Origin of the sequence: Streptomyces sp. HPF1205 (assembly GCF_020400825.1) — a bacterium.
In the GTDB taxonomy this organism is placed as follows: Bacteria; Actinomycetota; Actinomycetes; order Streptomycetales; family Streptomycetaceae; genus Actinacidiphila.
On record NZ_JAINVH010000012.1, the window covers coordinates 80,297 to 101,718 of the forward strand.

General features: G+C 73.2%; 18 protein-coding genes. 12 read left to right on the forward strand and 6 right to left on the reverse strand.

Features of this window, described 5'->3' with window-relative positions; genetic code table 11:
* Window positions 1-372 precede the first annotated feature (372 nt).
* Both K7G61_RS15950 and K7G61_RS15955 read left to right on the forward strand, forming a co-directional pair.
* Window positions 373-786: an SsgA family sporulation/cell division regulator gene (locus K7G61_RS15950; RefSeq protein WP_225847498.1), complete on the forward strand. Its 414-nt coding sequence runs from the start codon at window positions 373-375 to the stop codon at window positions 784-786.
* A 194-nt stretch (window positions 787-980) separates the two neighbouring features.
* Window positions 981-1,460, forward strand: coding sequence for an SRPBCC family protein (locus K7G61_RS15955; RefSeq protein WP_225847499.1), 480 nt, complete (start codon window positions 981-983; stop codon window positions 1,458-1,460).
* Window positions 1,461-1,564: 104 nt separating this feature from the next.
* On the opposite strand, the gene K7G61_RS15960 is transcribed toward K7G61_RS15955, so the two are convergent.
* Both K7G61_RS15960 and K7G61_RS15965 read right to left on the reverse strand, forming a co-directional pair.
* Window positions 1,565-2,038, reverse strand: coding sequence for an SsgA family sporulation/cell division regulator (locus K7G61_RS15960; RefSeq protein WP_225847500.1), 474 nt, complete (start codon window positions 2,036-2,038; stop codon window positions 1,565-1,567).
* A 143-nt stretch (window positions 2,039-2,181) separates the two neighbouring features.
* Window positions 2,182-4,977 carry an AAA family ATPase gene (locus K7G61_RS15965; RefSeq protein ID WP_225847501.1) on the reverse strand — a complete coding sequence of 932 codons (2,796 nt, stop codon included), beginning with the start codon at window positions 4,975-4,977 and terminating at the stop codon, window positions 2,182-2,184.
* A gap of 709 nt (window positions 4,978-5,686) precedes the next feature.
* Between K7G61_RS15965 and K7G61_RS15970 the strand changes: the two genes are divergently transcribed.
* Entirely contained in the window at window positions 5,687-5,995 is a 309-nt protein-coding gene (locus tag K7G61_RS15970; RefSeq protein WP_225847502.1) for a hypothetical protein, read from the forward strand.
* Between the two features lie 146 nt (window positions 5,996-6,141).
* On the opposite strand, the gene K7G61_RS15975 is transcribed toward K7G61_RS15970, so the two are convergent.
* From K7G61_RS15975 to K7G61_RS15985, 3 genes are all read right to left on the reverse strand, one after another.
* On the reverse strand, window positions 6,142-7,212 hold the full coding sequence (locus K7G61_RS15975) for an alpha/beta fold hydrolase (protein WP_225847503.1): 1,071 nt from the start codon (window positions 7,210-7,212) through the stop codon (window positions 6,142-6,144).
* Between the two features lie 485 nt (window positions 7,213-7,697).
* A complete protein-coding gene (locus tag K7G61_RS15980) occupies window positions 7,698-7,997 on the reverse strand; it encodes a hypothetical protein (protein WP_225847504.1) in 300 nt (99 codons plus the stop codon).
* Window positions 7,998-8,278: 281 nt separating this feature from the next.
* On the reverse strand, window positions 8,279-8,713 hold the full coding sequence (locus K7G61_RS15985; RefSeq protein WP_225847505.1) for a nuclear transport factor 2 family protein: 435 nt from the start codon (window positions 8,711-8,713) through the stop codon (window positions 8,279-8,281).
* A gap of 302 nt (window positions 8,714-9,015) precedes the next feature.
* Between K7G61_RS15985 and K7G61_RS15990 the strand changes: the two genes are divergently transcribed.
* The 6 genes from K7G61_RS15990 (at window position 9,016) to K7G61_RS16015 (ending at window position 15,494) form a co-directional block, all read left to right on the forward strand.
* Window positions 9,016-9,954, forward strand: coding sequence for an RICIN domain-containing protein (locus K7G61_RS15990; RefSeq protein ID WP_225847506.1), 939 nt, complete (start codon window positions 9,016-9,018; stop codon window positions 9,952-9,954).
* Window positions 9,955-10,027: 73 nt separating this feature from the next.
* Window positions 10,028-10,363 carry a YbaB/EbfC family nucleoid-associated protein gene (locus K7G61_RS15995; RefSeq protein WP_225847507.1) on the forward strand — a complete coding sequence of 112 codons (336 nt, stop codon included), beginning with the start codon at window positions 10,028-10,030 and terminating at the stop codon, window positions 10,361-10,363.
* A 233-nt stretch (window positions 10,364-10,596) separates the two neighbouring features.
* Entirely contained in the window at window positions 10,597-10,962 is a 366-nt protein-coding gene (locus tag K7G61_RS16000) for a WXG100 family type VII secretion target (protein WP_225847508.1), read from the forward strand.
* Between the two features lie 54 nt (window positions 10,963-11,016).
* On the forward strand, window positions 11,017-11,340 hold the full coding sequence (locus K7G61_RS16005; protein WP_225847509.1) for a WXG100 family type VII secretion target: 324 nt from the start codon (window positions 11,017-11,019) through the stop codon (window positions 11,338-11,340).
* Between the two features lie 58 nt (window positions 11,341-11,398).
* On the forward strand, window positions 11,399-12,751 hold the full coding sequence (eccD, locus tag K7G61_RS16010) for a type VII secretion integral membrane protein EccD (RefSeq protein ID WP_225847510.1): 1,353 nt from the start codon (window positions 11,399-11,401) through the stop codon (window positions 12,749-12,751).
* A 28-nt stretch (window positions 12,752-12,779) separates the two neighbouring features.
* Window positions 12,780-15,494, forward strand: coding sequence for a right-handed parallel beta-helix repeat-containing protein (locus K7G61_RS16015; RefSeq protein WP_225847511.1), 2,715 nt, complete (start codon window positions 12,780-12,782; stop codon window positions 15,492-15,494).
* A gap of 44 nt (window positions 15,495-15,538) precedes the next feature.
* Here K7G61_RS16015 and K7G61_RS16020 read toward each other — a convergent pair whose 3' ends face one another.
* Window positions 15,539-16,141: a hypothetical protein gene (locus tag K7G61_RS16020; protein ID WP_225847512.1), complete on the reverse strand. Its 603-nt coding sequence runs from the start codon at window positions 16,139-16,141 to the stop codon at window positions 15,539-15,541.
* Window positions 16,142-16,260: 119 nt separating this feature from the next.
* On the opposite strand from K7G61_RS16020, the gene K7G61_RS16025 reads away from it, so the two are divergent.
* The 3 genes from K7G61_RS16025 to eccCa are packed head-to-tail and all read left to right on the forward strand — an operon-like array spanning window position 16,261 to window position 21,371.
* Window positions 16,261-16,824: a WXG100 family type VII secretion target gene (locus K7G61_RS16025; RefSeq protein ID WP_225847513.1), complete on the forward strand. Its 564-nt coding sequence runs from the start codon at window positions 16,261-16,263 to the stop codon at window positions 16,822-16,824.
* Window positions 16,825-16,826: 2 nt separating this feature from the next.
* Window positions 16,827-17,255 (forward strand): WXG100 family type VII secretion target, encoded by a 429-nt coding sequence (locus K7G61_RS16030; RefSeq protein ID WP_225847514.1) that lies wholly within the window; start codon window positions 16,827-16,829, stop codon window positions 17,253-17,255.
* Complete coding sequence (gene eccCa / locus K7G61_RS16035) at window positions 17,256-21,371, forward strand: type VII secretion protein EccCa (RefSeq protein WP_225847515.1); 4,116 nt, start codon at window positions 17,256-17,258, stop codon at window positions 21,369-21,371. It begins immediately after the preceding gene.
* Window positions 21,372-21,422 lie beyond the last annotated feature (51 nt).

Genomic DNA, 21,422 nt, shown 5'->3' on the forward strand with positions numbered 1-21,422 from the left:
GAATGGCCGCGGTCCCGCGGCGGTATGCGGCGGTACGTGGCGGCCCGCCGCCCCGCGGCGCCCTGCGGGGCCGCCCGCCGAAACCAGTCGCGCGGGACCGTCAGGTTACTTATGCACGGACCCTCCGCCGGGACGAGAGTAGGCCGGGCTGGTCGGGATGCTCCGCTTGCGTCCCAATCCACTCCGTATGTGCTACATTGAAGTGTCAGATCAGATCATTATTGCCATGATCTTGGGTCATTGATCGGCGGTCCGCACTCCTGGGCCCGCCGTGCATGCGCTCCGCTCGCAGGAAGGCACGTTCCGATGTCGAAGGCGCACGAATCGTCACGAGAGATACCGGCACCCCGAACGGCCCGGCGTGAGGGTGCGGTGCTCGTCCTGGACACCAGGCGCGTGCTGGGCCTCTCCGCCCGGCAGGCGGTCAGGACGGAGGTGCGTTACGACCCGGCGGCTCCCATGGACGTGAGCATGGAGTTCGCCGTCGAAGGCGGCCCGCGGACCGTGTGGCGCATCGGCCGCGACCTCCTGCGGCAGGGGCTGCGCACGGCGAGCGGCCTCGGTGACGTCCGGATCCGGCCGTCCTCCTCGGGGGACAGGGCCACCGCGTGGCTGCAGCTCACCTCCGGGGACATGGCGGCCCTGTTCGAGCTGCCGCTCCCGCCGCTCGCGCGGTGGCTGGAGCACACCTACGAGCTCGTACCCGCCGGCCAGGAGCTCGCCGGATTCGACTGGGACGCCGCCACCGCCGACCTGCTGCGCGGCCCGGGAGCCCACCGCGACTGACCACGGCGCCGCCGCACCCGCGGCGCCCGGAACCCGGCCGGGTCGCGGCACGGGACGGGGACCCGCCAGTCATATGACGTATGGGTGAGCCGCGAGCGGCCCGGCATCCTGGGAGAGGAACGGCCCGCCGCACCGCAGCGACCGGCGCCGCCGGCCGCCGTGCCCATGCCGCCTGAGGACGGGAGAGACTTCGGATGCACGACCCCCGCGAGAGCCACCCGGGCATCCATTGGCCATCGGGGTTCTCGCCCGCCGAAGCCCACGGCTTCCACCGCGCCGAGGCCGTCGTACCCGGCACACCCGAACGCGCCTTCTCGGTGCTCACCGATGTGCCGAACTGGCCCGTGTGGATACCGGACTGCGCGGAGGTCACCCCGGTCACCCCGGCACGGTCCTTCGAGGTGCTCTGGTACGGGCACTGGTTCGAGGTGTTCGTGGGCGAGCACGTGGAGTTCAGCAGGGTCGGCTGGATGGCGATCGGCGCGGGTGTGCGGCTTTACCAGACGTGGCTGATCACCGAGGCCGGGCGGGGCACGCACGCCCTGGTCGAGACGGCGGTCCGCGCGGCCGCCCCCAAGCCCCTCGACACGCTGTCCCGGAGCTGGACCCGGCGCCTGGGCGACCTGTGGCTCGCCCAGCACGCGAAGCTGTCGGAAGACCCTTCCCTCGACTGAACGGCGCCGGCGCCCCGCGCCCCAGGGGCGCGTGGGCCCTCCTCATCACTTGTTCGACAGGTGATGAGGAGGCAGGCATGTCATCGGCGAGCACCCGGCAGCGGTCATGCCGAAGGCGTTCCCGGGTCGGCGAGCAGGGCCGCGAGGAAGCCGTCCCAGTCCAGACCGTCCCACTCCGCCTCGGCCGGTACGACCCGGTACGTCGCGTCGAGCCACCGCGCCAGAGGCGCGACGGGCACTTCGAACAGCGCCTCCATCTCCTCGGATTCGAGCAGCAGCCAGGACGAGGGCTGCTCGTCCTCCCGGCGCAGAGCCGGCCACATGCGTACGTCGCCGCAGCCGCCCATCGACGTCAGCCCTTGGTGAAGGAGCTCACGGCCGATCCGCCAGGCGCAATCCGGACCTCGCTGCGCCGGGAACCCGACCGTGATCACCCCGGGCGTGCCCGGGTCGAAACGGAATTCCGCGCGTACCGGCAGCCGGGTGAACTCGTCGTGCATCAGGTCCAGATCCAGGAACAGGGGACTTACGGGCTCGGGCGCCGAGGGCGCCCGCCGGGGTGACTGATCGCGGTGCATGGCAGGAGTTCCCTCCGTGGGACGAATTCCGCTTCCCCCACTCTTCGCCCATGGCGCGGTTCGCACATCGGTCAGTTGACGGTGAACGGGGCGAGCCCGGCCGAGCCGGTCGCGGCGCACACACCGCCCGCCGCCGGCCACCGTCAGCCGTCCTCCCGTACGTCCGCGTCGAGCCCGGACAGGGCGTCCCGCAGTGCCGCCCGCGAGGCGATGCCCAGTTTCGGGTAGATCTGGTACAGGTGCGTGCTGATGGTGCGGTGCGACAGGAACAGCCGCTCGGCGATCTGCTTGTTGGTCAGCCCGGTGGCCGCGAGCTTGGCGATCTGCAGTTCCTGCGCGGTCAGCGCCGCGGTCGCGGCCCGCACGGCGCGCGGCCCGCCCTGACCGCTCGCCCGCAGCTCGGCCGCCGCGCGCTCCGCCCAGGGCTCGGCGCCCAGCCGCTGGAAGGCCTCCAGCGCACGTCCCAGGTGTTCGCGGGCGGGCGCGGTGGCGCGCGAGCGCCGGAGCCGTTCCCCGTACAACAGGCGCACCCGGGCGGCGTCGAGCGGCCAGCGCTCCGGGCCGGGCAGCGCCAGTGCCCGCTCGAACAGGGCGGTGCCCCCCGCGCCCGGCGTGGTCAGTGCCTCGCACGCCACGACCAGCAGTTCCAGCCGGGGCGAGAGCCCGGCCATCGCGCACGCCCGCATCGCCGCCGCGTGGGCGGCCGCCTCCTCTTCCCGGCCGGTGCGGACGGCCGCCTCCACCAGGTCCATCGTTCCCCACATGGCGATCGGGACGTAAGGCGCCACGGTACCCGGCGGGCTGAGCAGGCAGGAGTACCGGTAGGCGGTTTCGAGGTCACCGCTGCCGAGGGCGGCCAGCGCCCTGGCGTGGTAGGCGAAGAACCGCGCACCGTGCACGCCGCGGGGCGTCGCCCACCGCACGATCTCCTCCGTCAGCGCGGCACTGGTCCGCGCGTCGCCCCGCACCGCGCACACGGCCGCCTGGATGTACTGGAAGTACCAGGTGAAGAACCGGTAGCCGTGGTCCTCGCACAGTGTGTGGCCCTCCGCGGCCAGGTCCGCGGCGTCGTCCCACCGTCCCAGGTGGAAGTAGTCCAGGCCCAGGTGCATCAGCGCGCCCAGATGCCGGCGGACCGGCGAGGAACCGGCGCGGCCCTGCTCGATCAGGCGGCGCGTGGCCCACCGGAAGTCCCCGAGCCGGTCGGGGAAGACCGAGGCGGTGCCGACGCGTATCACCTGGGTGGGGTCGTCCCCCACGGTGGCGATCAGCTTCTCCAGGCGCGGCAGGGCCGCGCTGCCGGTGCGCGCCGGGTCGGCGAAAGTCCGGGTGATCACCTGGAGCAGCTCGGGCGCCTCCGGGACGAGTCGGTCCAAAAACGCGAACAGCGGCTTCCACAACTTCGGTTCACCGCCGTACCAGCACAGCAGCACCAGCAGGTGGAGTGCCTCGACGAGCCCGCTGTCCGAGGCGTCGAAACCGTGGTCCCCGGACTCGATCGCTCCGACGAGCAACTGGTACGCGGTGCCGATGTCGCCGTCCCTGTTGATCAGCAGGAACGCGAAGGCGGCCGCGGCGTGCAGCGATTCCCGCCCCGCGGGGTGGACCTGCCGGGCGCCCGTGAGCAGCCGCGAGGCGTCCTCCAGCTCACCGCCCGAATCGACGCCGACGTAGGCGGCCTCGGCCAGCCGCCGGCCCTGGTCGGCCGCCGCCGGGCTGAGCGCGGCGGCGCGGGTCAGCGCCGTCACGGCGCCGAGCGCGTCACCGCGCCGCAGCCGGAGGCGCGCGGCCTCCTCCAGCAGGGCCGCGACCGTCTCGTCCGGACCGACCGCGGCCTCACCCAGGTGCCACGCGCGCCGCTCCGGATGGCCGTCGAGCACGTCGGCGAGCGCCTCGTGGGCTCTTCTGCGCTCCGCCGCGCCCGCCAGCTCCACCACCGCGGATCCGATCAGCGGATGCCGGAAGGACAACCGCCGGTTGTCGGCCGAGATCGTCACCAGCCGGTTGCGCTCGGCGGGGGCGAGGTCGTCCACACAGGCCCGGCCGGCCGCGGCCGCCTCGATGGAGGCCAGCGAGCCGGTCGCGTCGAGCGCGGCGATCAGCAGCAGTTCCCGGCTGCGGGCGGGCAGTTCGGCCACCCGCGAGGCGAACAGGGCCTGCAGGCGCTGGCTCAGGGGCAGCACGGCGGGCACCGCCGTCAGGGCCGCGCGCTGCTCGGCGGACAGGGCGGTCGGCAACTCCACCAGCGCGAGGGGGTTGCCGCGCGCCTCGGTCGCGATGCGGCGGCGTACGGCGGGGGAGACCCCGGGGTGGGCCAGGGCGAGAAGTTCGGCCGACGACGCCTCGTCCAGCGGCCGCAGCCGGTACTCGGGCAGCCCGACGGCGTCGAAGAAGCCGTCGGAGTCCTCCCGGGAGGCGGCGAGGAAGCCGATGCGGCTGCCCACGAGCCGCCGCGCGACGAAGCCGAGGACGGCGTTGGTCGCCCGGTCCAGCCACGGCAGGTCGTCGACGACGAGCAGGAGCGGCGTCCGGTCGGACATGACGCGCAGCAGCAGCAGGACCGCGGTGGAGGTCAGCAGGCGGTCGGGGGCCGGCCCGCCGCCGATGCCGACGGCGACCCGCAGGGCGTCGCGGTGCACTTCGTCGAGGACCCCGAAGTCGTCGAAGAGCGGTACGAGGAGCTGGTTGAGACCGGCGTAGCCGATGTCGGCCTCGAACTGTACGCCGGCCGCGCGCAGCACCCGGACGCCGTTGCCCACCGCGTCGGCCGCCACCGCGTCGAGCACCGCGCTCTTGCCGACCCCGGCCTCGCCGTAGAGCAGCAGGGCCGCTCCCTCGACCTCGGGGTTGCCCAGGAAGGTCCGGACGAAGGCGAGATCCCGCTCGCGGCCGACCAGCCGTGTCAAGGCCGGGCGCGGAGCCCAATCCACGTCGTTCATCGGGCTGCCTCCCGCGGCCGGTGACCGGAGCCCCCTTCCGCGCCGATCCGACTGCCCCGAGCGGCGGCTCCCCTGGGTCATGCAATTACCGCAGTTTAGAGGACATCCGCGTATCGGCCCCCTTGCGATTCCCGCCCGGGCCCTGTCCCCGCTGCCGTACGCGAGGCCCGGGCGGAGGAGGCCCGGGCGCCCCGGAGGGGGAGTCCCGGCGAGAGGACCCGTGCCGCACCGGGCGGAGGGCCGTTCGCCCGGACCACCCCGGGTGATCCCCGTGACTGCTTCCGGGACGGCCATGCGGCCGCCCGCGGACCGCGTCGGCGGCAGCGTGCACGACCCCGTACGACCCGCGTACGACCCCGTACGACCCGCGTACGACCCCGTACGACCGCGGTTTCGGGCCGGTCGCGGGTCGTCACGGCACGCAGTCACATGACGGATCCGTCGCCCGTCCAGCCCTCGGCAGACTGGACGCCGCGAAGCCCACACCCGGTGGCCGCGCGAGGCCCGACCCGTCGGGTGCGGAGGGAGAGAGAGCATGACGAACCACGACGGACGCCGCCGACCGTGTCGTGACCGTTTTCCTGCTGTTCGGACGTCGCCCGGGCGGCGGCGCGGGCACGGCCGCGCGTACGGACGCCTCCCGGCCCCCGTACGGCGTTGCGACACCCCTCGCGGACCGGTCCCGCTGTCCACGCTGACGCGCCGTCCCATGCCGGCCGGCGTCCACGGCGCGGTCGTGAGCGTGGCGGACGGCACGCTCATGGCGGCCTGGATGCCGTCGGACGGCCCGTCCCGGATCCCGCAGGGCCGCGTCGTGCTGTCCTGGACGCCCGCGGGCCCCGGCCGGATGGACGTCACCGCCCACCTCGGCCTCGCCGGCGCCCAGGTCCTGCTGGCGACCTGGCCGGCGCTTCGCGGCGACTGGTCCGGCGTCGTCCGTCCCACCGTCGCCGAGGTGACGGAACTGCACGCCGCGCTGCGCCTGGCGACCGTGATCCTCGACGAACTCACCGACTGAACGAGCGCGACGGCCGGTGCCGCCGGACCCGCCGTGCAGGCGGTCCGGCGGCACCGGCCGTCGGGTCGAGCGCGTGGTCACGCCGCCCCTGTGATGCCCGGCGGCCCGGTCGGGGCCGACGGGCACGGGCGCGCGAGGCGGCGCGATCAGAGGTGGTCGGCGTCGACGACGGCCTGGGCGAACACGGTCGGCGCCTCCTGGGGGAGGTTGTGGCCGATGTTCTGGATCGTGCGGTGGTCGTACGCGCCGGTGAAGTGCGTCCGGTAGTTCATGCCGTCGCCGGGCGGGGTGAACGGGTCCAGCGCCGGGTCGAGGGTGATGGTGGGCACGCCGATCGAGGGAGCGGCGGCCAGCAGCTTCTCGTAGTGCGCGTAGCGCGGGTCGGTCCTGAGCAGGCCGATGCGCCAGCGGTAGTTGAACAGCACGATGGCGGCGTAGTCGGGGTTGGTGAACGCCTGGGCCGTGCGCTGGAAGGTCGCGTCGTCGAAGTTCCAGTTGGGCGAGACGATCTGCCACACCAGGCGGCACAGGGCGTCGCGGTCCTGCGGGGTCTCCATCGCCTGCTTGCCGCGCTCGGTGGCGAAGTACCACTGGTACCACCAGTTGTGCTCCACGGCCGCGGCGGCCGGGGACTTCTGCGCCTCGACGTTGGTGATGACGTAACCGCTGGTGGACACCAGCGCCTTGACCCGCTCGGGCCACAGCGCGGCGATGATGTCGGCGGTGCGCGACCCCCAGTCGAAGCCGGCGAGCACGGCCCGGTCGATGCGCAGGGCGTCCATGAAGGCGACGATGTCCAGCGCCACCGCCGACTGCTCGGCGGTGCGCGGGGTGCGGTGGGACAGGAACGTGGTGCTTCCGTGGCCGCGCAGGTAGGGGACGAGGACCCGGTAGCCGAGCCCGGCCAGCGCCGGGGCGACGTCGACGAAGCTGTGGATGTCGTAGGGCCAGCCGTGCAGGCAGATGACGACCGGGCCGTGCGACGGGCCGAGTTCGGCGTAGCCGACGTCCAGGACGCCGGCCTTGACCTGCTTGATGGCGGGGAAGGTGGTGTGCGTGCCGGCGGCGATCGGGGGCACGGTGGGGGCGGGGGTGCCGCCGTTCGGGGAGGCCGCGGTGGTGCCGGCGGCACTCGCGGTGCCCGGCAGGTTCAGCGCCATGGCCGCCGCACCGGTGCCCAGGCCGATCGCTTTGCCGAAGGTACGCCTGTTGATCATCTGAAACCCTCTGTGTCCCGTGGGTATCGGTGGCCGGCCCGCGTCGCGGGCGACCTCGTGCACAAAACCGCCCGCCCCCGGCCGCCCGGACAACCGGGGCTGTCCGACCGCCGTGCCATGAGGCCGGCCGCTCACCACTGTCGTCCGAAGGGGACCCGCGGTCATCAGTCAGTTGACGGTGCCGCGTGAGAGAAGTACGGCGCCTGTCACGGCCCCCGCGCCGGGCGGCGCGGGGGCGCCGGTCCCCGGCAGGCCACCCGCACCGGACCGGAACACCCGCCCCCGCACCCGGCGCCCCCACGTCCGCGGCGCCCGGCGCGGGACGCGGAACCGGCTACGTCATTTGACTGCCGCGCCACGGTCCGCCGGCCACTGGTGAGGTTCCGCGGACCGCCCGACCGTCCGCGCCCCCTCACCGGAAGGCGCCCGCGGACCGCCGGGAGAACGGCCCGCTCCCAAGCAGGCGCCGGGGCGGTGCCAAGGGTTTACGACCTGAAACGCGCTCCTCGGTAGGGGTGGTCGAAGCGGCAGCCTGTCAGCGGATCGCAGCCGCCGTGCTGAAGGCGTTCCAGCTCCGCGTAGCCGTATTCGAACTCGTGGTTGCCCGTGGTGGACGTGGCCATGCCCAGGTCGTTCATGAGGTCGACGACGCAGGCCCAGGCGGACCAGGCGGGCACGTCGTTCGCGGCCGAGCTCGGCTGCATGGACGCCGCGACGGCCGCGCGGTGCCTGCGCATCAAGCCGGTGCGCAAGATCGTCGAGCTGCAGGAGGGCGGATTCGGCAACTGGCTGCCTCCCTACCAGGGGACCGTCCGCGCACCCCGCGTTGGCGGCCCTTCACGGCGCGAGCCCCCTACCCGCAGGAACTCACTCCGGACGGCATCGGACCGAACAAGGCCTTCACCGCCCGTCATAAATGTTCCTTCTGGGAGCCGCTCGTCGAGACCGGCACCGTGGTGCTGTCGCTGTAGGCACCGCCGCGCGCACAATGCCGCCGGTCTGCGCGGCCGTCCGCCGGCCGCCGACCTTCTCCACCGCGGCGTCCTGGGCACTGCGCCGGCGGAACCTACCCGCGCAGATGGCGGCTGACGTCCCCGACGAGGCGGATGTGGACCCGGCGCTCGGTGAACCGCCAGTGCCCGTCGGCGACGCGGAAGCGGTCGCGGTAGCGTCCGGCGGCCACCGGCTGCAGCGGGAAGTCGGGCAGTGCCTGGAAGACGGTGACGTAGGACCTCGCGGTGGCCGTGCCCGTCCCGGCGTCGACCTCGACCGCGAGGTTGGAGACGGCGTGGTGGGTGCGCGGCGTGCCGTCCTCGTACACGATCACGCTGTCGCGCAGCATGCGTTCGACGGCCTCCCGGCCCCGGGCGGGCGCACCGCTGCCGACGAAGACGGCGTCGGAGAAGAGCGCGCCCACCCCTGCGAAGTCCCCGTCGTCCACCAGCGCGGCGTACTCGGCGACCAGCCGGGCGATGGCGGTGTGTGCCGCGGCGTTGTCCATGTCGCCGAGACTACATGCCCCGTACCGCCGCGGGTGTGCGCACGGATTCCCGCCAGCGCCCGTGGTGTGACGGCGGACGGGACGACCGGGGCGGTGCGCGGGGAGGTGCGGACACGTGTGTGTAGACTCAAGTGTGTTGCCTGGGGGCACACATGGCTCGACACGTGTCCGCTCGGACACGCGGCGGCCGGCGGCCGTGCGCATCGCATCGTGTTGCCGCGCAGGCGTGTGGCGGGGCCTGGTGTATCCGATCTCCCGGGTGTCCGAGCTGCCCTCCGGTTTCCGAGTTCCCAGGAGACGACGTGCCGCACCAACAGAAGCCGCAGGACCCCGCGTTGCTGGACGGAGCGTCCTCGCGCTTCGCCGACGCGTTCCTCCGCCGTACCACGCAGGGCCGTTCCGGCGGGGGCCCGGGGCCGCGACCGTGGATGTGGATCGCCGGCGCCGCCGCGGCCACCGGGGCCGTGGTCCTGATCGTCTTCGCGGTCGCGCGGATATCGTCCGACACCGGCGCGAAGAAGAACACCGCCGCGGTCGTCTCCACGTCACCGACCGCGTCCCACGGCACACGGACGACGACGGCCCCGAAGGGCGGTTCGCCCGCCCCCGGCCGTACCGGTGGCACCGGCAGGTCCGCCGGCGGGCCCGACAGGTCCGGCGGCGTCGCCGCGGTGCCCGGCACCGGCGGCGGAACCTCCGGCGGCAGCGGCGGAGCCGGCGGCGTGCCGGCCCCGGCCCAGGCGCCCGCCCCGGCGCCGACCACCGGCTCCGGTTCCTCCTCCGCCTCCGGCGGTTCGGGCGGCACTCAGGTCAAGAAGCCCGCCCAGGCGCCGCAGTCCGCCGTCTACCCGGGCGTCGCGGTCGTCGGCCACGCCAGCGGCCGCTGCGTCTCCGCCACGGGGCACCGGAACAGCAAGGCCACCGACGGCACCCCCCTGGAGATCTACGACTGCGTGGGCGGCTCGTGGCAGAAGATCGACTTCCGCTCCGACGGCACCGCGCGGATCTACGGCCTGTGCATGGACATCGCATGGGCCTCCCAGGACGACGGCGCCGCCATCCAGCTCGCGAACTGCAACGGCGGCTGGGCCCAGAAGTTCACACTCAACAGCTCCTTTGACCTGGTCAACACCGTGATCGGCAAGTGCGTGGACGTCACCGACAACGGCACCGCGAACGGCACCCGGCTCCAGCTGTGGACGTGTGCCGGCACCAGGAACCAGAAGTGGAGCAAGGGCTGACCGCGGCGGCACAGGACGGCACAGGACAGTACGGGACGGTACAGGACCGTATCGGAGGGGACGGAAGGCGGACATGGACCTCGACGACGCGGCGGTCCGGCGACTGCTGGACAGCACGCGGCAGTTCCAGCGGGACTTCACCCGGGCCCAGGCGGAGCTCGGTGCACTGACCGTGCAGGGCACGGCGGGCGGCGGTGCGGTGACGGCCACCGTCGACAGCGGCGGAGTGCTCACCGGCCTGACGATCGCGCCGTTCGCGGCCGACCCCGACAACGTCCGGGACCTGGCGGACATGATCCTCTCGGCCCTGCGCGACGCCCGGCAGGCCCTGACGGCCCGGCGGGAGGAACGGCTCCGCCCGCTGCTGGAGTCGCTCGACACCGACCTGGGGCGCGGCCTGTCCGGCTGACACCCCCACCACCTTCCCGCCGTGGACGAGATGTCCCGTCGCACACGGGGTCCGCCAACACCTCACCAACGTCCCCATGAATGATACGTGTTAGCATGTGTGAGTTACCAATCACGGTGTGAAGCGTCCGGCGGTCACCCGCCGTGCGGCCACCAGGCCACGACGCGCACATATCACTCGGGGTCAGCCGGGGCACCGACCGTCGGCGACCAGTCCCAAGGGAGGCGCGAGCCATGGCTGCGACCGGCGCGGTGACGGACTACAGGGGCGCGAACGGCGTGCTGTACCACGCGACGCCCGACGACCTGAAGAACCACGCCCACGACATCGCCACCACCCAGCAGACCATCATGGGCGAGATCTCGGCGCTGCGGAGCTACGTCGTACAGATGGAGGACATCTGGAAGGGCTACGCGTCGAACACCTTCCAGGACCTCATGACCGAGTGGGACCAGTACGCCAACAGGCTGAGCAACGTCCTGGGCGAGATTTCGACCGCCCTGGTGGGGAGCGCCGACAACTACGCGGGCGCCGAGCACACCAACAACACGCTTCTCACGAACGCGTCGGCGTCGATGCCGCCGGCCCGCCTTTCCTGACGGCGCCATTTCCGCGCACGCAGCACGTCGCATCCCCAGGCCGGAGGAGCCGAGATGACCGCGATCGACAACATGCCCATCAGCGTCCAGACGGAACTGGAAACCGCGCCGGCCACCATCGAGGCACGGGCGGAGACCATCATGGGCGAGCTGACCGCCCTGAAGAAACGGATCCTGGCGATGCCCGAGGCGTGGATCGCCCAGTCCTCGACCGAGTTCCAGGACCGCATGCGCGAGTGGGACGCCTCGGCCACCGGCCTGTTCGGCACGCAGGGCGACGGCGGCGTCCTCGGCGACATCGCGGGCCGGCTGCAGACGATCTGGGACAACTACGTCGACGCCGAGACCGCGAACACCAAGACGTGGGCCTCCAGGTAATGACACAGCGCGGCAGGCTCGACCGCCGGCCGAACACGTGACAAGGAAGAAACACCCTGTGGAGAATGAACGCTGCCATGTGACCGTGGTGGGTGCACGGCGGCGGGTGGATCTCGCGGTGCCCGCGGACGCGGCCATCGCCGAGTACGCCCCGACCCTGCTCACGCTGCTGGAGGAGGTGGAGTTCGACGACACCTTCCCCTCGGTCTGGTCGCTCGCCCTGCCCGGGGGAGCGCCCTTCGCTCCGGAGACCTCCCTGCGGGAGTGCGGCGTCGTGGACGGTACGACGCTGTACCTGCGGGACGCCGCCGCCGGGGAGTTCGACGAGCCGGTGGTCACCGACCTGGAGGAGAAGGTCGAGGAGGCCGGTGAGGACGTCGGCGTGTGGGGCCGGCGGACACGGGCGTACACCACCCTGGTCCTCGGTGTCCTCGGCCTCATCGCCGGTTTCGTCGCACTGGTGTGGACCGGCGGACGGGAAACGGTGCTTGCGGCAGCAGGGGCCGCCGCGGTCGTCATCGTGCTGCCGCTGCTGGTGCTGGTCCGGCAGGCGACCCGGCAGGGCTGGTCGCTGCCGCTGGGGCTGCGGCTGGTCCTGGCCCACTGCGCGGTCCCGCTGCTGGCTGTGGCGGCGGCCTCGCTCGCGGCGGCCGGCTCCGGCGCCGGCTCGGCAGTGGTGGCGCCGATCGCGGGAGCCGTACTCGGGTCGCTCGCCGCGCTGCTGGCGATCCGTCACGCGACGACGCTGATGGCGGCCGTGCTCGCCGGTTTCGCCCTCGTACTGGCCGTGTGCCTGACCGCGGGTCACGCGACGCCGCTGGAGGCCGCCGCGGTCGTGGGCGTCGCCATGCCGGCCGCTCTGGGTGTCGCTCCCAGGCTCTCCGGGCACTTCGCCGTCCTTGCGGGCCGGCCCGGCGGCGCGACCGGCCAGGGGGACGAGGACGTCCTCCTCCTGGTCAGGCGCGGCCGGCGGCTGCTGATCGGGACGAACCTCGTGGTGTCCGCGGTCGCCGCCGCGTGCCTGCTGGTCCTGGGCTCGGCGCACCAGCGCTACGCGGTGGCCCTGGCCGGCTGCCTGGGACTGGCGCTCGTCCTGCGCGCCGGCCGGCTGACGCCGGCGCCGGCCGTGGTGCCGGTGGTGCTCGCGGGGACGATCGGCCTGAGCGCCACGCTGATCAAGGCCCCGGGCACCTTCGGCGCGCCGCGGTGGGCGGGCGCCGCGGTGCTCGTCGTGGCGGCCGTACTGGCCCTGTCGGTGGGCCTGTTCCGGGTGTTCCGCACGGACGCCCCCGACACGCGCCCTTCCTGGATCGACCCGTTCGCCGGGTTCCTCCTGGTGGTCTGCGTGCCGCTCGCGGTGGGCGTCTTCGGCGTCTACGGCGCGATGATGAACTCGGGGCACACGCCGTGACGCGCCAGGGGATCGGAGCACGCCGCCCGTGAAGCGCAACGTGCTCCGTGTCGCGGACCGGGGCTGGGGCACCTACCGCACCCTCATGGCAGCCGTCCGGGCGGCCGGCGAGGGCGCGGTGGTGCAGGTCCAGCCGGGGGTCTACCGGGAGACCCTGGTCCTGGACGGCGAGGTCGTCGTGGCGGCGGAGAAGGGCCCGGGCACCGTACGCATCGTGGCCGGCCACGGTCCCGCCGTGCGGGTGAACGGCGGCGCCCCCGTGCTGCGCGAGCTGAGCGTCGAGGGCGGCGCCGACCGCGGACCCGCGGTGATCGTCGGCGGTGGCGCCGCGCACCTGGAGCACTGCGAGGTCAGCGGCGGGGTCGAGGTCCTCCGGGACGCCCGCGCCGAACTGCGCTCGTCCACCCTGCGGGACGCCGGCGTCCACGTCACGGGGACGGCCCGGGCGGTCCTCGACGACTGCGTGATCCGGGCGGCGACCGGCCACGGCCTGACGCTGGGCGATGCAGCCCGGGCCGACGTGCGCGGTGCCACGATCGAGCGCGTCACCGGCTGCGGCATCGTGATGCTCGGCGAGTCCGCGGGGACCTTCGACGACTGCACGGTCCGGCTCACCGGTGACGCGGCGCTCCTGGTGCAGGCCCCCGCCCACGCCCTGCTGCGCGGCTGCCGGCTGCACGACACCAGGACACAAGGGATACGGGTCGCCGCGCCCTCCGGCGCCCCGGCCCCCGCCTCGCCCGCCCCCGGCGCGAGCGGTGAGAGCGGGGATGCCACCGGCGCCGGGCAGGAGGAGCGGCGGATCCGGCTGGAGAAGTGCGAGATCTTCCGCACCGCGCAGGAAGGCGTGCTGGCAGCCGCGGCGGCCGACCTGGGCCTGTCGCAGTGCCATGTCCATCTCACGGGCGGAGCCGGGGTGGTCGCCGCGAAGGACGCCCGGGTGGAGCTCGACGGGACCCGGGTGGTCGACGTGCCCGGCACCGGGCTGGCCGTCGTGGACAACGCGGAACTGCTGGTGCGCGGCGGCACGGTGGCCCGTACCGGCGCCAACGGCGTGCACGCGACGGACCGGTGCACCGTCCGGATCACCGACTGCGAGATCTCGGCGACCGCGTACACGGCCCTGAACATCGGCAACGGCGCCCGGGCCGAGCTGCGCGGCTGCACCGTGCGCGACAGCGCGCAGCACGGGGTGCGGGTGGAGGACGGGGCGACCCTGACCGCCAGCGACACCCGGGTGGAGCGGGCGGCCATGTCCGGAGTGGACGTCAAGGACGCCGACGCGGTGCTGCGCGGCTGCGTGATCGGCGAGGCGGAGACCGGCATCCGGCTGGAGACCGGGCACCGCCCGCTGCTGGACGGCTGCGAGGTGCTCCGGTCCGGCAGGACCGGCATCGAGGTGGCGGCCGCCACCGGCGCGGTGGTGCTCGGCGGCCGCGTCGAGGACTGCGGTTCCGCCGGCGTCTTCCTCGACGAGGGCAGCCGGTCCTGGATCGAGGACCTGGAGATCCGCGACGCCAGGGGCAGCGGCCTGGTGATCCGGGCCGGGGCGCGGCCGCGGGTGCGGTCGGTGACCGTCACGGGCACCGGGAAGAACGGTGTGTACGCGGGCGACGGCGCCGAGGGCCTGCTGGAGGACTGCACCTTCTCCGCGACCGGCTACTCAGCGGTGTACGTCGGTGCCAAGGCCGCTCCCGTGCTGCGCCGCTGCCTGGTACGCGACACCGACGAGGATCTGTCGCAGGCCGACGGCGCGGCGGCCCGGTTCGAGGACTGCCGCAGCAGCAACGTGAAGGTCACCACCCTGCCGACCGCCGCGGAGGGCGGCGCGCCCGTGCCGGCGGTGGCCGGAGCGGCGCTGCCCGCGGGAACCGGCTCGCCCGTCGCGGCCGTCGCCGGGAGGACCGGCGACGAAGAGGCCGGCGAGGACCGGTTGCCGCAATTGCTGGCCGAACTGGGGGAACTGGTCGGCCTGGACGGCGTCAAACGTGAAGTGGCCTCCATGGCCAAGCTGATGCAGATGGTGAAACGGCGCCAGGAGGCGGGGCTGCAGCCGCCCCCGCTGAGCCGGCACCTGATCTTCGCCGGCAACCCGGGCACCGGCAAGACCACGGTGGCCCGGCTGTACGGGCGTCTGCTCGCGGCGCTCGGGCTGCTGGCCCGCGGGCACCTGGTGGAGGCCGACCGCAGCGCGCTGGTGGGTGAGTACGTGGGGCACACCGCGCCCAGGACGACCGCCGTCTTCCGCCAGGCGCTGGGCGGTGTGCTGTTCATCGACGAGGCCTACGCCCTGGTGCCGGTCGGGCAGAGCAACGACTTCGGCCACGAGGCCATCTCCACGCTGGTCAAGCTGATGGAGGACCACCGCGACGACGTGGTGGTGATCGCGGCCGGATACCCCGACGACATGGAGCGCCTCATCGACTCCAACCCGGGCCTGGCCTCACGCTTCACCCGCACCCTCCGCTTCGACGACTACCACTCGGCCGACCTGGTCCGTATCGTCCGGCACCAGGCGTCCCGGCACGACTACCGCATCCCCGACGACACCGCCGAGGCGCTGCTGACCCACTTCGACGCCATCGAGCGGACCGAGCGCTTCGGCAACGGCCGCACCGCCCGCCAGGCGTTCCAGCAGATGACCGAGCAGCACGCCATGCGGGTCGCCGACCTGGCCGACCCCGATGACGAGGACCTGACCGTGCTCCGGCCGGCCGACGTGCCCGCGGTGGTGGCCCGATGACCCGGCCCCGCCCCGGGCACGCCGGCCGGCGTGCGGCACCCGGTTCAGTGCGTGACCGGGCCCGGCGGTTCGGGGAAGCCCGCCGCCTTGTCGACGTGCGCGTAGGACTGGCCGGCCGCGTTGATCATCGCGATGTAGTCACCGAGCAGTTCCAGGGCGTTGCTCTGCATGGCCAGGGCCTTTTGCATCGCGGGGTTGATGTGCCGGGCGAACTCGTCGCCGATGTCGGCCAGGGTGTTCTGGTCGTCCTTGTCCTGCGAGTCAGGGGCCGGCGCGGGGGAACCGCCCCCCGGGTTCGGTGTGATGGACGCGCTGTCCTGCCCCGAGGAGATCGTCGAGGCGGTGTGCGGCGGGCCCCAGAACTGCCCGTGCGCGGCGTGGTCGACCTGGCCGCGCAGCCACTCGTAGTCGGAGACCGCGTTGCGGCTCTGGGCCAGCAGGGTGTTCTCGGTCGCCCGTACGGTGGCCGCCTCGAAGTGGATCGGGCCGCTGTCGGCCACGTCGGACGACGTCTGGCCGACCGCCGGGCTGCTCGGGTCGAGGTTGAAGCTGGGCGGGGTGTTCCAGGTGACACCCATGGCCGGGACGAGGTCGTAGAAATCCTTCCCGGCGTCCGGGTCGCCGTCGTTCCCGTGGGAATCGGACAACGTTTTCTCCCCTCTGTGCGCCCCGCGGCGGGGCCGGACGGTAACGAGCGCCATGCGATGGCTGATTGGCACCAGAATGTCATGGATACGTATGACATGCGACAGGAGAGGGCGGCCTCATGACATCACCGCCGGGCAGCGGTTACGGTGTGGCCGACGACGTGGCCACACCTGTCCAGGACCGTGTGGCATTCGTGGACACGCGGACGGTGCCCGCCCAGGACCGCGTGGCTCCCACCGGCACGCGTCCGGCGCCCGTCCAGGACCGCGCGGCTCCCACCGGCAGGCATCCGGCGCCCGTCCAGGACCGCGCGGCACCGAACGGATCCTCCCCGGGCGGCACACATGTGCTGACCTCGTCCGGCCAGGGGAACGCGCACAGTTCGGGATCGCTGCACGAACTCCAGGTCGCGCTCGACGAGTTGCACAACGCCATCACCATCGTGAACGGGCATCGGGCCCAGATCTCGGATCTGCTCGTCCGGATCCGCACGGAGTTCGACGCGGCCCACGACGCCTGGCAGAGCCCGTCGGGCGCGACGTTCGAGACGACGACGACCTGGTTCGACCACAGCTCCCGGGCACTGAAGGACCTGCTGGACGAGATGGCCCGCCGCATGCGGAGCACCTATGACACGTACCACGCGGCAGAGACCGCCAACACGCACAACTCGGGAGGCTGACCGTGCCAGTGAACGCCGACTACGACGTCAGCACGCTGCGGGTCCGTCCGCAGGATCTCAGCGCCGCCAGTGACCGGCTGATGGCGCTCGCCGACCAGATGGCCGGCCAGATCGAGGGCATCACCGACGCGGTCCGCGACCTGATGCTGTCGTGGGTGGGCAGGAGCGCCGGCGAGGCGCAGGAGTTCAACGACTCCTGGAAGAAGGTCATGATCCAGATGTTCGGCAAGAAGGACGGCCCCGTCGGTGTCCTCCCCGCCATGGCCGGAGGCCTGTTGGGCACCGCCGTGGCCTACAGCCACACGGAGGTCGAACTCGAAGCGGCCTTCCTGAAGTTCTCCGGCGGGCTCGCCGACACCGGCGGCGGCAACGACACGCCGACGGACCACACCGGCTCCGACTACCCCATCTCCCAGGACTACCCGAACTAGATGACCAGGGTCGATTTCCACCGCCCGGCCAGGACTTTCCCGCTCTCCGTCCCGGAGCAGCAGGTGGCGCTGGCCGCCCCGCCCCAGAAGACCGCGCAGAACCAGGCGCAGACCTGGCTGACCATGCTGCTGCCACTGCTGAGCAGCGTCAGCATGGCCGCCTACATGTTCACGTTCGGCCGGCCGTGGCTGATGATGCTCGGCGTCGGTTTCGTCACGCTCTCCGTCGGCGTCATGATCTTGATCAGGACACAGATGAAGAACGCGAACCGGCGCACGCAGTACCGCCGGCGCGACCTGTACGTGGAATACCTCGGTGACGTACGGCGCCAGGCCAGGCAGTCGGCGGCGGCGCAGCGCGCGGCCGGCGCCTTCATGCACCCCAGCCCGCGGCGGCTGTGGGCGATCGCCACGACCGGCCCCCGCCGGGTGTGGGAGCGCCGCCCCGCCGACGCCGACTTCCTCAAGCTCCGGCTGGGCATCGGCCACGGCGCCCCGGCCATGCGCATCACCCTGAGCAAGCACAACGACCCCACCGCGGAACGCGACCCCGAGGCGCACCAGCGCGCCGAGCGGCTCGCCCGCGACTTCGCGACCGTCGGCCTGCAGCCGGCCTGGATCGACGTGGCCAACAGCGGCGTCGTCAGCCTGCTCGGCCCGCGCGAGCGCACCGCCGAGCTCGTCGGGTCGCTGCTGATGCAGCTTGCCGTGCTGCACGCCCCCGACGACGTCCAGGTCGCCGCCCTCACCGAGGCCGAGGACCACCCCTGGGCGTGGGTGAAGTGGCTTCCGCACACCCGCCGCGGCGGCCGGGCCGACTTCGTCCCGATGGTCGCGCGGAGCATGGACGGCCTGGCCGACCTGCTCCAGGCCCACGTGGACCGGATCCGCGAGGAGCGAACCGAGCGCGCCGGCGCGCTCGGCATGCGCCGGGAGACCAGGGCGCCCCGCCACCTGGTGGTGGTGCTCGACGGCTACCGGCCCGGAGCCGACTGGGCGCGGCTGCCGCTGGTGGCCGACCTGCTGGCCGAGGCGGGCCCCGAGAGCGGGCTGCACGTGGTGTGCGTGGTCGACCGGGAGAGCGAGGAGCCCGGCCGGGTCGACGCGCGGGCCCGGGTCGACGCCGCCGGGGGACTCAGCCTGGAGACCCGTTACCCCGCGCTGGTCCAGGCCGTCGAGGACGCGGTCGCCGACGTGTGCCCGCCGCGGCTCGGCGAGCAGGCGGCCAGGGCGCTGGCGCCGCTGCGGCTGTCGGGCGAGCAGGAGCAGGTCCTGGCCCGTACGGTCGCGCTGCCCGAGATGCTCGGCGTGGCCGACCTCGGCTCGTTCGACCCCACCCGGCTGTGGCGCGATCCGGCCGACGAGGCGCTGCTGCGGCTGCCGATCGGCTTCACCGGCGACGGCGCCCCCCTGGTGCTGGACCTGAAGGAGTCGGCGCAAGGCGGCATCGGCCCGCACGGCCTGGTCGTCGGCGCGACCGGCTCGGGCAAGAGCGAGCTGCTGCGGACGCTGGTGACGGGCCTGAGCATGACCCACGCCCCGGAGCACCTCGGCTTCGTCCTGGTCGACTTCAAGGGCGGCGCCACCTTCGCAGGCGTGACCGAACTGCCCCACGTGGCCGGCCTGATCACCAACCTCGCGGACGACCTGGCGATGGTGGACCGGGTCCGCACCGCCCTGCAGGGCGAGCAGCAGCGCCGGCAGCGGATGCTGCGCGCGGCGGGCAACGTCGACTCGGTACGCGAGTACCAGATCCTGCAGGCGGCCGGCGGCACGGACGCGGACGGCCGGCCCCTGGAGCCGATGCCGTACCTGATGGTCGTGGTCGACGAGTTCGGCGAACTCCTCGCCCGGCGCCCCGACTTCATCGAGCTGTTCGTGCAGATCGGACGGGTCGGCCGAAGTCTGGGCATGCACCTGCTGCTGGCCACCCAGCGGCTGGACGAGGGCCGGCTGCGCGGCCTGGAGTCGCACCTGTCGTACCGCATCTGCCTGCGCACCTTCAGCGCCCAGGAGAGCCGGGCCGTGATCGGGACCACCGACGCCTACCGGCTCCCCGCGATCCCCGGCTCGGCCTATCTGAAGGTCGACGAGTCGGTCTACGAACGCTTCCGCGTCGCCCACATCTCCGGCGCCTACCGGGCGGAGGCCGAACAGGAGCCGGTGACCGGACCGCCCGCGGTGCCGGTGCCGTTCGGCCTGCGTACCGCGCAGGACGCCACCCACGAGGAGGCCGGGGAGCCCGAGCCGTCCGTGACGCTCGCCCGGCCGCTGCCCGGCCGGCGCACCGAGATGCAGGTGGCCGTGGAGCAGCTGCGGGCGTACGGCACCCCCGTGCACCAGGTGTGGCTGCCGCCGCTGCCCCCGCTGATCGAGCTCGACTCGCTGCTCGGCCCGGTCGACACCGACGACGAGCGCGGTTACCGTTCCTGGCTGTCGCCGCAGGGCGGCGGCCTGTCCTTCCCCGTCGGCGTGGTCGACCTGCCGAGCCTGCAGGAGCAGCGCGCGCTGGCGCTCGGCCTGGCCGGCCAGCAGGGCCACCTGATCGTGGTGGGCGCGCCGCAGTCCGGCAAGAGCACCCTGCTGCGCACGCTGATGGCGAGCGCGATGCTCACCCACACCCCCGACGAACTGCAGTTCCTCGGAATCGACTTCGGCGGCGGCAGCCTCACCGGCCTGGAACGCGCCCCACACGTGTCCGGCATCACCACCCGGCACGACGAGGCACGTACCCGGCGGGCCCTGTCCGTGGTCCGGCAGATGATCGACGACCGCGAACGGCTCTTCCAGCGGCTGCGTATCGACTCCGCGGCGGACTTCCGCCGGCTCCGCGACGAAAAGGCCCTGCCCGACGGCGTCCACGCCGCCGACGTCGTCCTGGTCATCGACAACTGGGCGGGTCTGCGGTCGGCCATGGAGGAGGCCGAGGCGATCGTGCCCGAGATCGCGGTACGCGGCCTCAACGTGGGCGTCCACCTGGTGCTCACCGCGAACCGCTGGGCAGAGCTGCGGGCCAACCTGCGCGACACCATCGGGGGCCGGCTGGAGCTGCGGCTGGCCGACCCCACCGAGTCGGAGATCTCCCGGCCGATGGCCCGGCAGTTGCGGGCGTTCGTGCCCGGCCGCGGCCTGGTGGCGCCCGGACACGTGTTCCAGGCGGCGCTGCCGCGGCTGGACGGCACGCTGTCCACCGACAACCTCACCAAAGCCCAGGAGGCCGTGGTCGACGAGCTGGCGGCGGGCTGGAAGGGAGCGGCCGCCCCGCCGCTGCGCGTGCTCGCCGAGCTGATCACACCGCGGGAACTGGACCAGGTGTACGCGGCCTTTCCCGAGGAGAAGGACGCGCTGCCCGCGAGCGCGGTACCGATCGGCGTCCGGGAGTTCGACCTGCGCCCCGCGGCCCTCGACCTGGAGGCCGACGGACCGCACTTCCTGGTCCACGGCGACTCCGGGTCGGGCAAGACCTCGTTCCTGCGCTCCTGGATGCGCGCCATGACCCGGCGCCGGTCGGCCTGGGACGTGCGCTTCATCGTGGTCGACTACCGGCGCGGGCTGCTGGGCGCCGTACCCGAGGACTACCTCGGTGCGACGGCCGGGGACCCGGACACCGCCGCCACCTACCTGGAGCAGGTCGTGGACAAGCTCAGGGAACGTATGCCGCCCCCCGGCGTCACCCCGCGCCAGCTCAAGGAGCGCACCTGGTGGACCGGCCCCGAGCTGTACCTGGTCGTGGACGACTACGACCTGGTGGCCACGGGCGGGTCGACCGGACGCGGACCGCTGGGCATCGTCGCCGACTACCTCACCCAGGCAGCCGACATCGGCTTCCACGTGGTGCTCGCCCGGCGTGGCGGCGGCGCGGGCCGTTCCTTCGGCGACTCGGTGGCCGGCCGCATCCGCGATCTGGGCACCGGGGGACTGCTGCTGTCCGGCGACCCCCGCGAGGGGGTCGTGCTGGGCGACCAGCGCGCACGCCCCCTGCCGCCGGGCCGGGGCATCCTCGTCTCCCGCCGCAGCGGCGCCTGTGTCGTCCAGACCGTCCACGACACCGACGACGACACCGGCGATGACACCGACGGCGACACCGACGGCATCGACGAGGACAACGCCGGCTGACCGCCGCCCCGATCCCACCCGTCCGGACCCAGCCGGCGATCGACCGGGGCG

Excerpts from the sequence above, each read along its gene's own strand:
- K7G61_RS15970 (WP_225847502.1), top strand. The coding sequence starts at position 5,687 with ATGCCGGCCGGCGTCCACGGCGCGGTCGTGAGCGTGGCGGACGGCACG.
- K7G61_RS15975 (WP_225847503.1), bottom strand. The coding sequence starts at position 7,212 with ATGATCAACAGGCGTACCTTCGGCAAAGCGATCGGCCTGGGCACCGGT.
- K7G61_RS16025 (WP_225847513.1), top strand. The coding sequence starts at position 16,261 with ATGACATCACCGCCGGGCAGCGGTTACGGTGTGGCCGACGACGTGGCC.
- K7G61_RS16000 (WP_225847508.1), top strand. The coding sequence starts at position 10,597 with ATGGCTGCGACCGGCGCGGTGACGGACTACAGGGGCGCGAACGGCGTG.
- K7G61_RS15995 (WP_225847507.1), top strand. The coding sequence starts at position 10,028 with ATGGACCTCGACGACGCGGCGGTCCGGCGACTGCTGGACAGCACGCGG.
- K7G61_RS15985 (WP_225847505.1), bottom strand. The coding sequence starts at position 8,713 with ATGGACAACGCCGCGGCACACACCGCCATCGCCCGGCTGGTCGCCGAG.
- eccCa (WP_225847515.1), top strand. The coding sequence starts at position 17,256 with ATGACCAGGGTCGATTTCCACCGCCCGGCCAGGACTTTCCCGCTCTCC.
- K7G61_RS15955 (WP_225847499.1), top strand. The coding sequence starts at position 981 with ATGCACGACCCCCGCGAGAGCCACCCGGGCATCCATTGGCCATCGGGG.
- K7G61_RS15965 (WP_225847501.1), bottom strand. The coding sequence starts at position 4,977 with ATGAACGACGTGGATTGGGCTCCGCGCCCGGCCTTGACACGGCTGGTC.
- K7G61_RS15960 (WP_225847500.1), bottom strand. The coding sequence starts at position 2,038 with ATGCACCGCGATCAGTCACCCCGGCGGGCGCCCTCGGCGCCCGAGCCC.
- K7G61_RS16005 (WP_225847509.1), top strand. The coding sequence starts at position 11,017 with ATGACCGCGATCGACAACATGCCCATCAGCGTCCAGACGGAACTGGAA.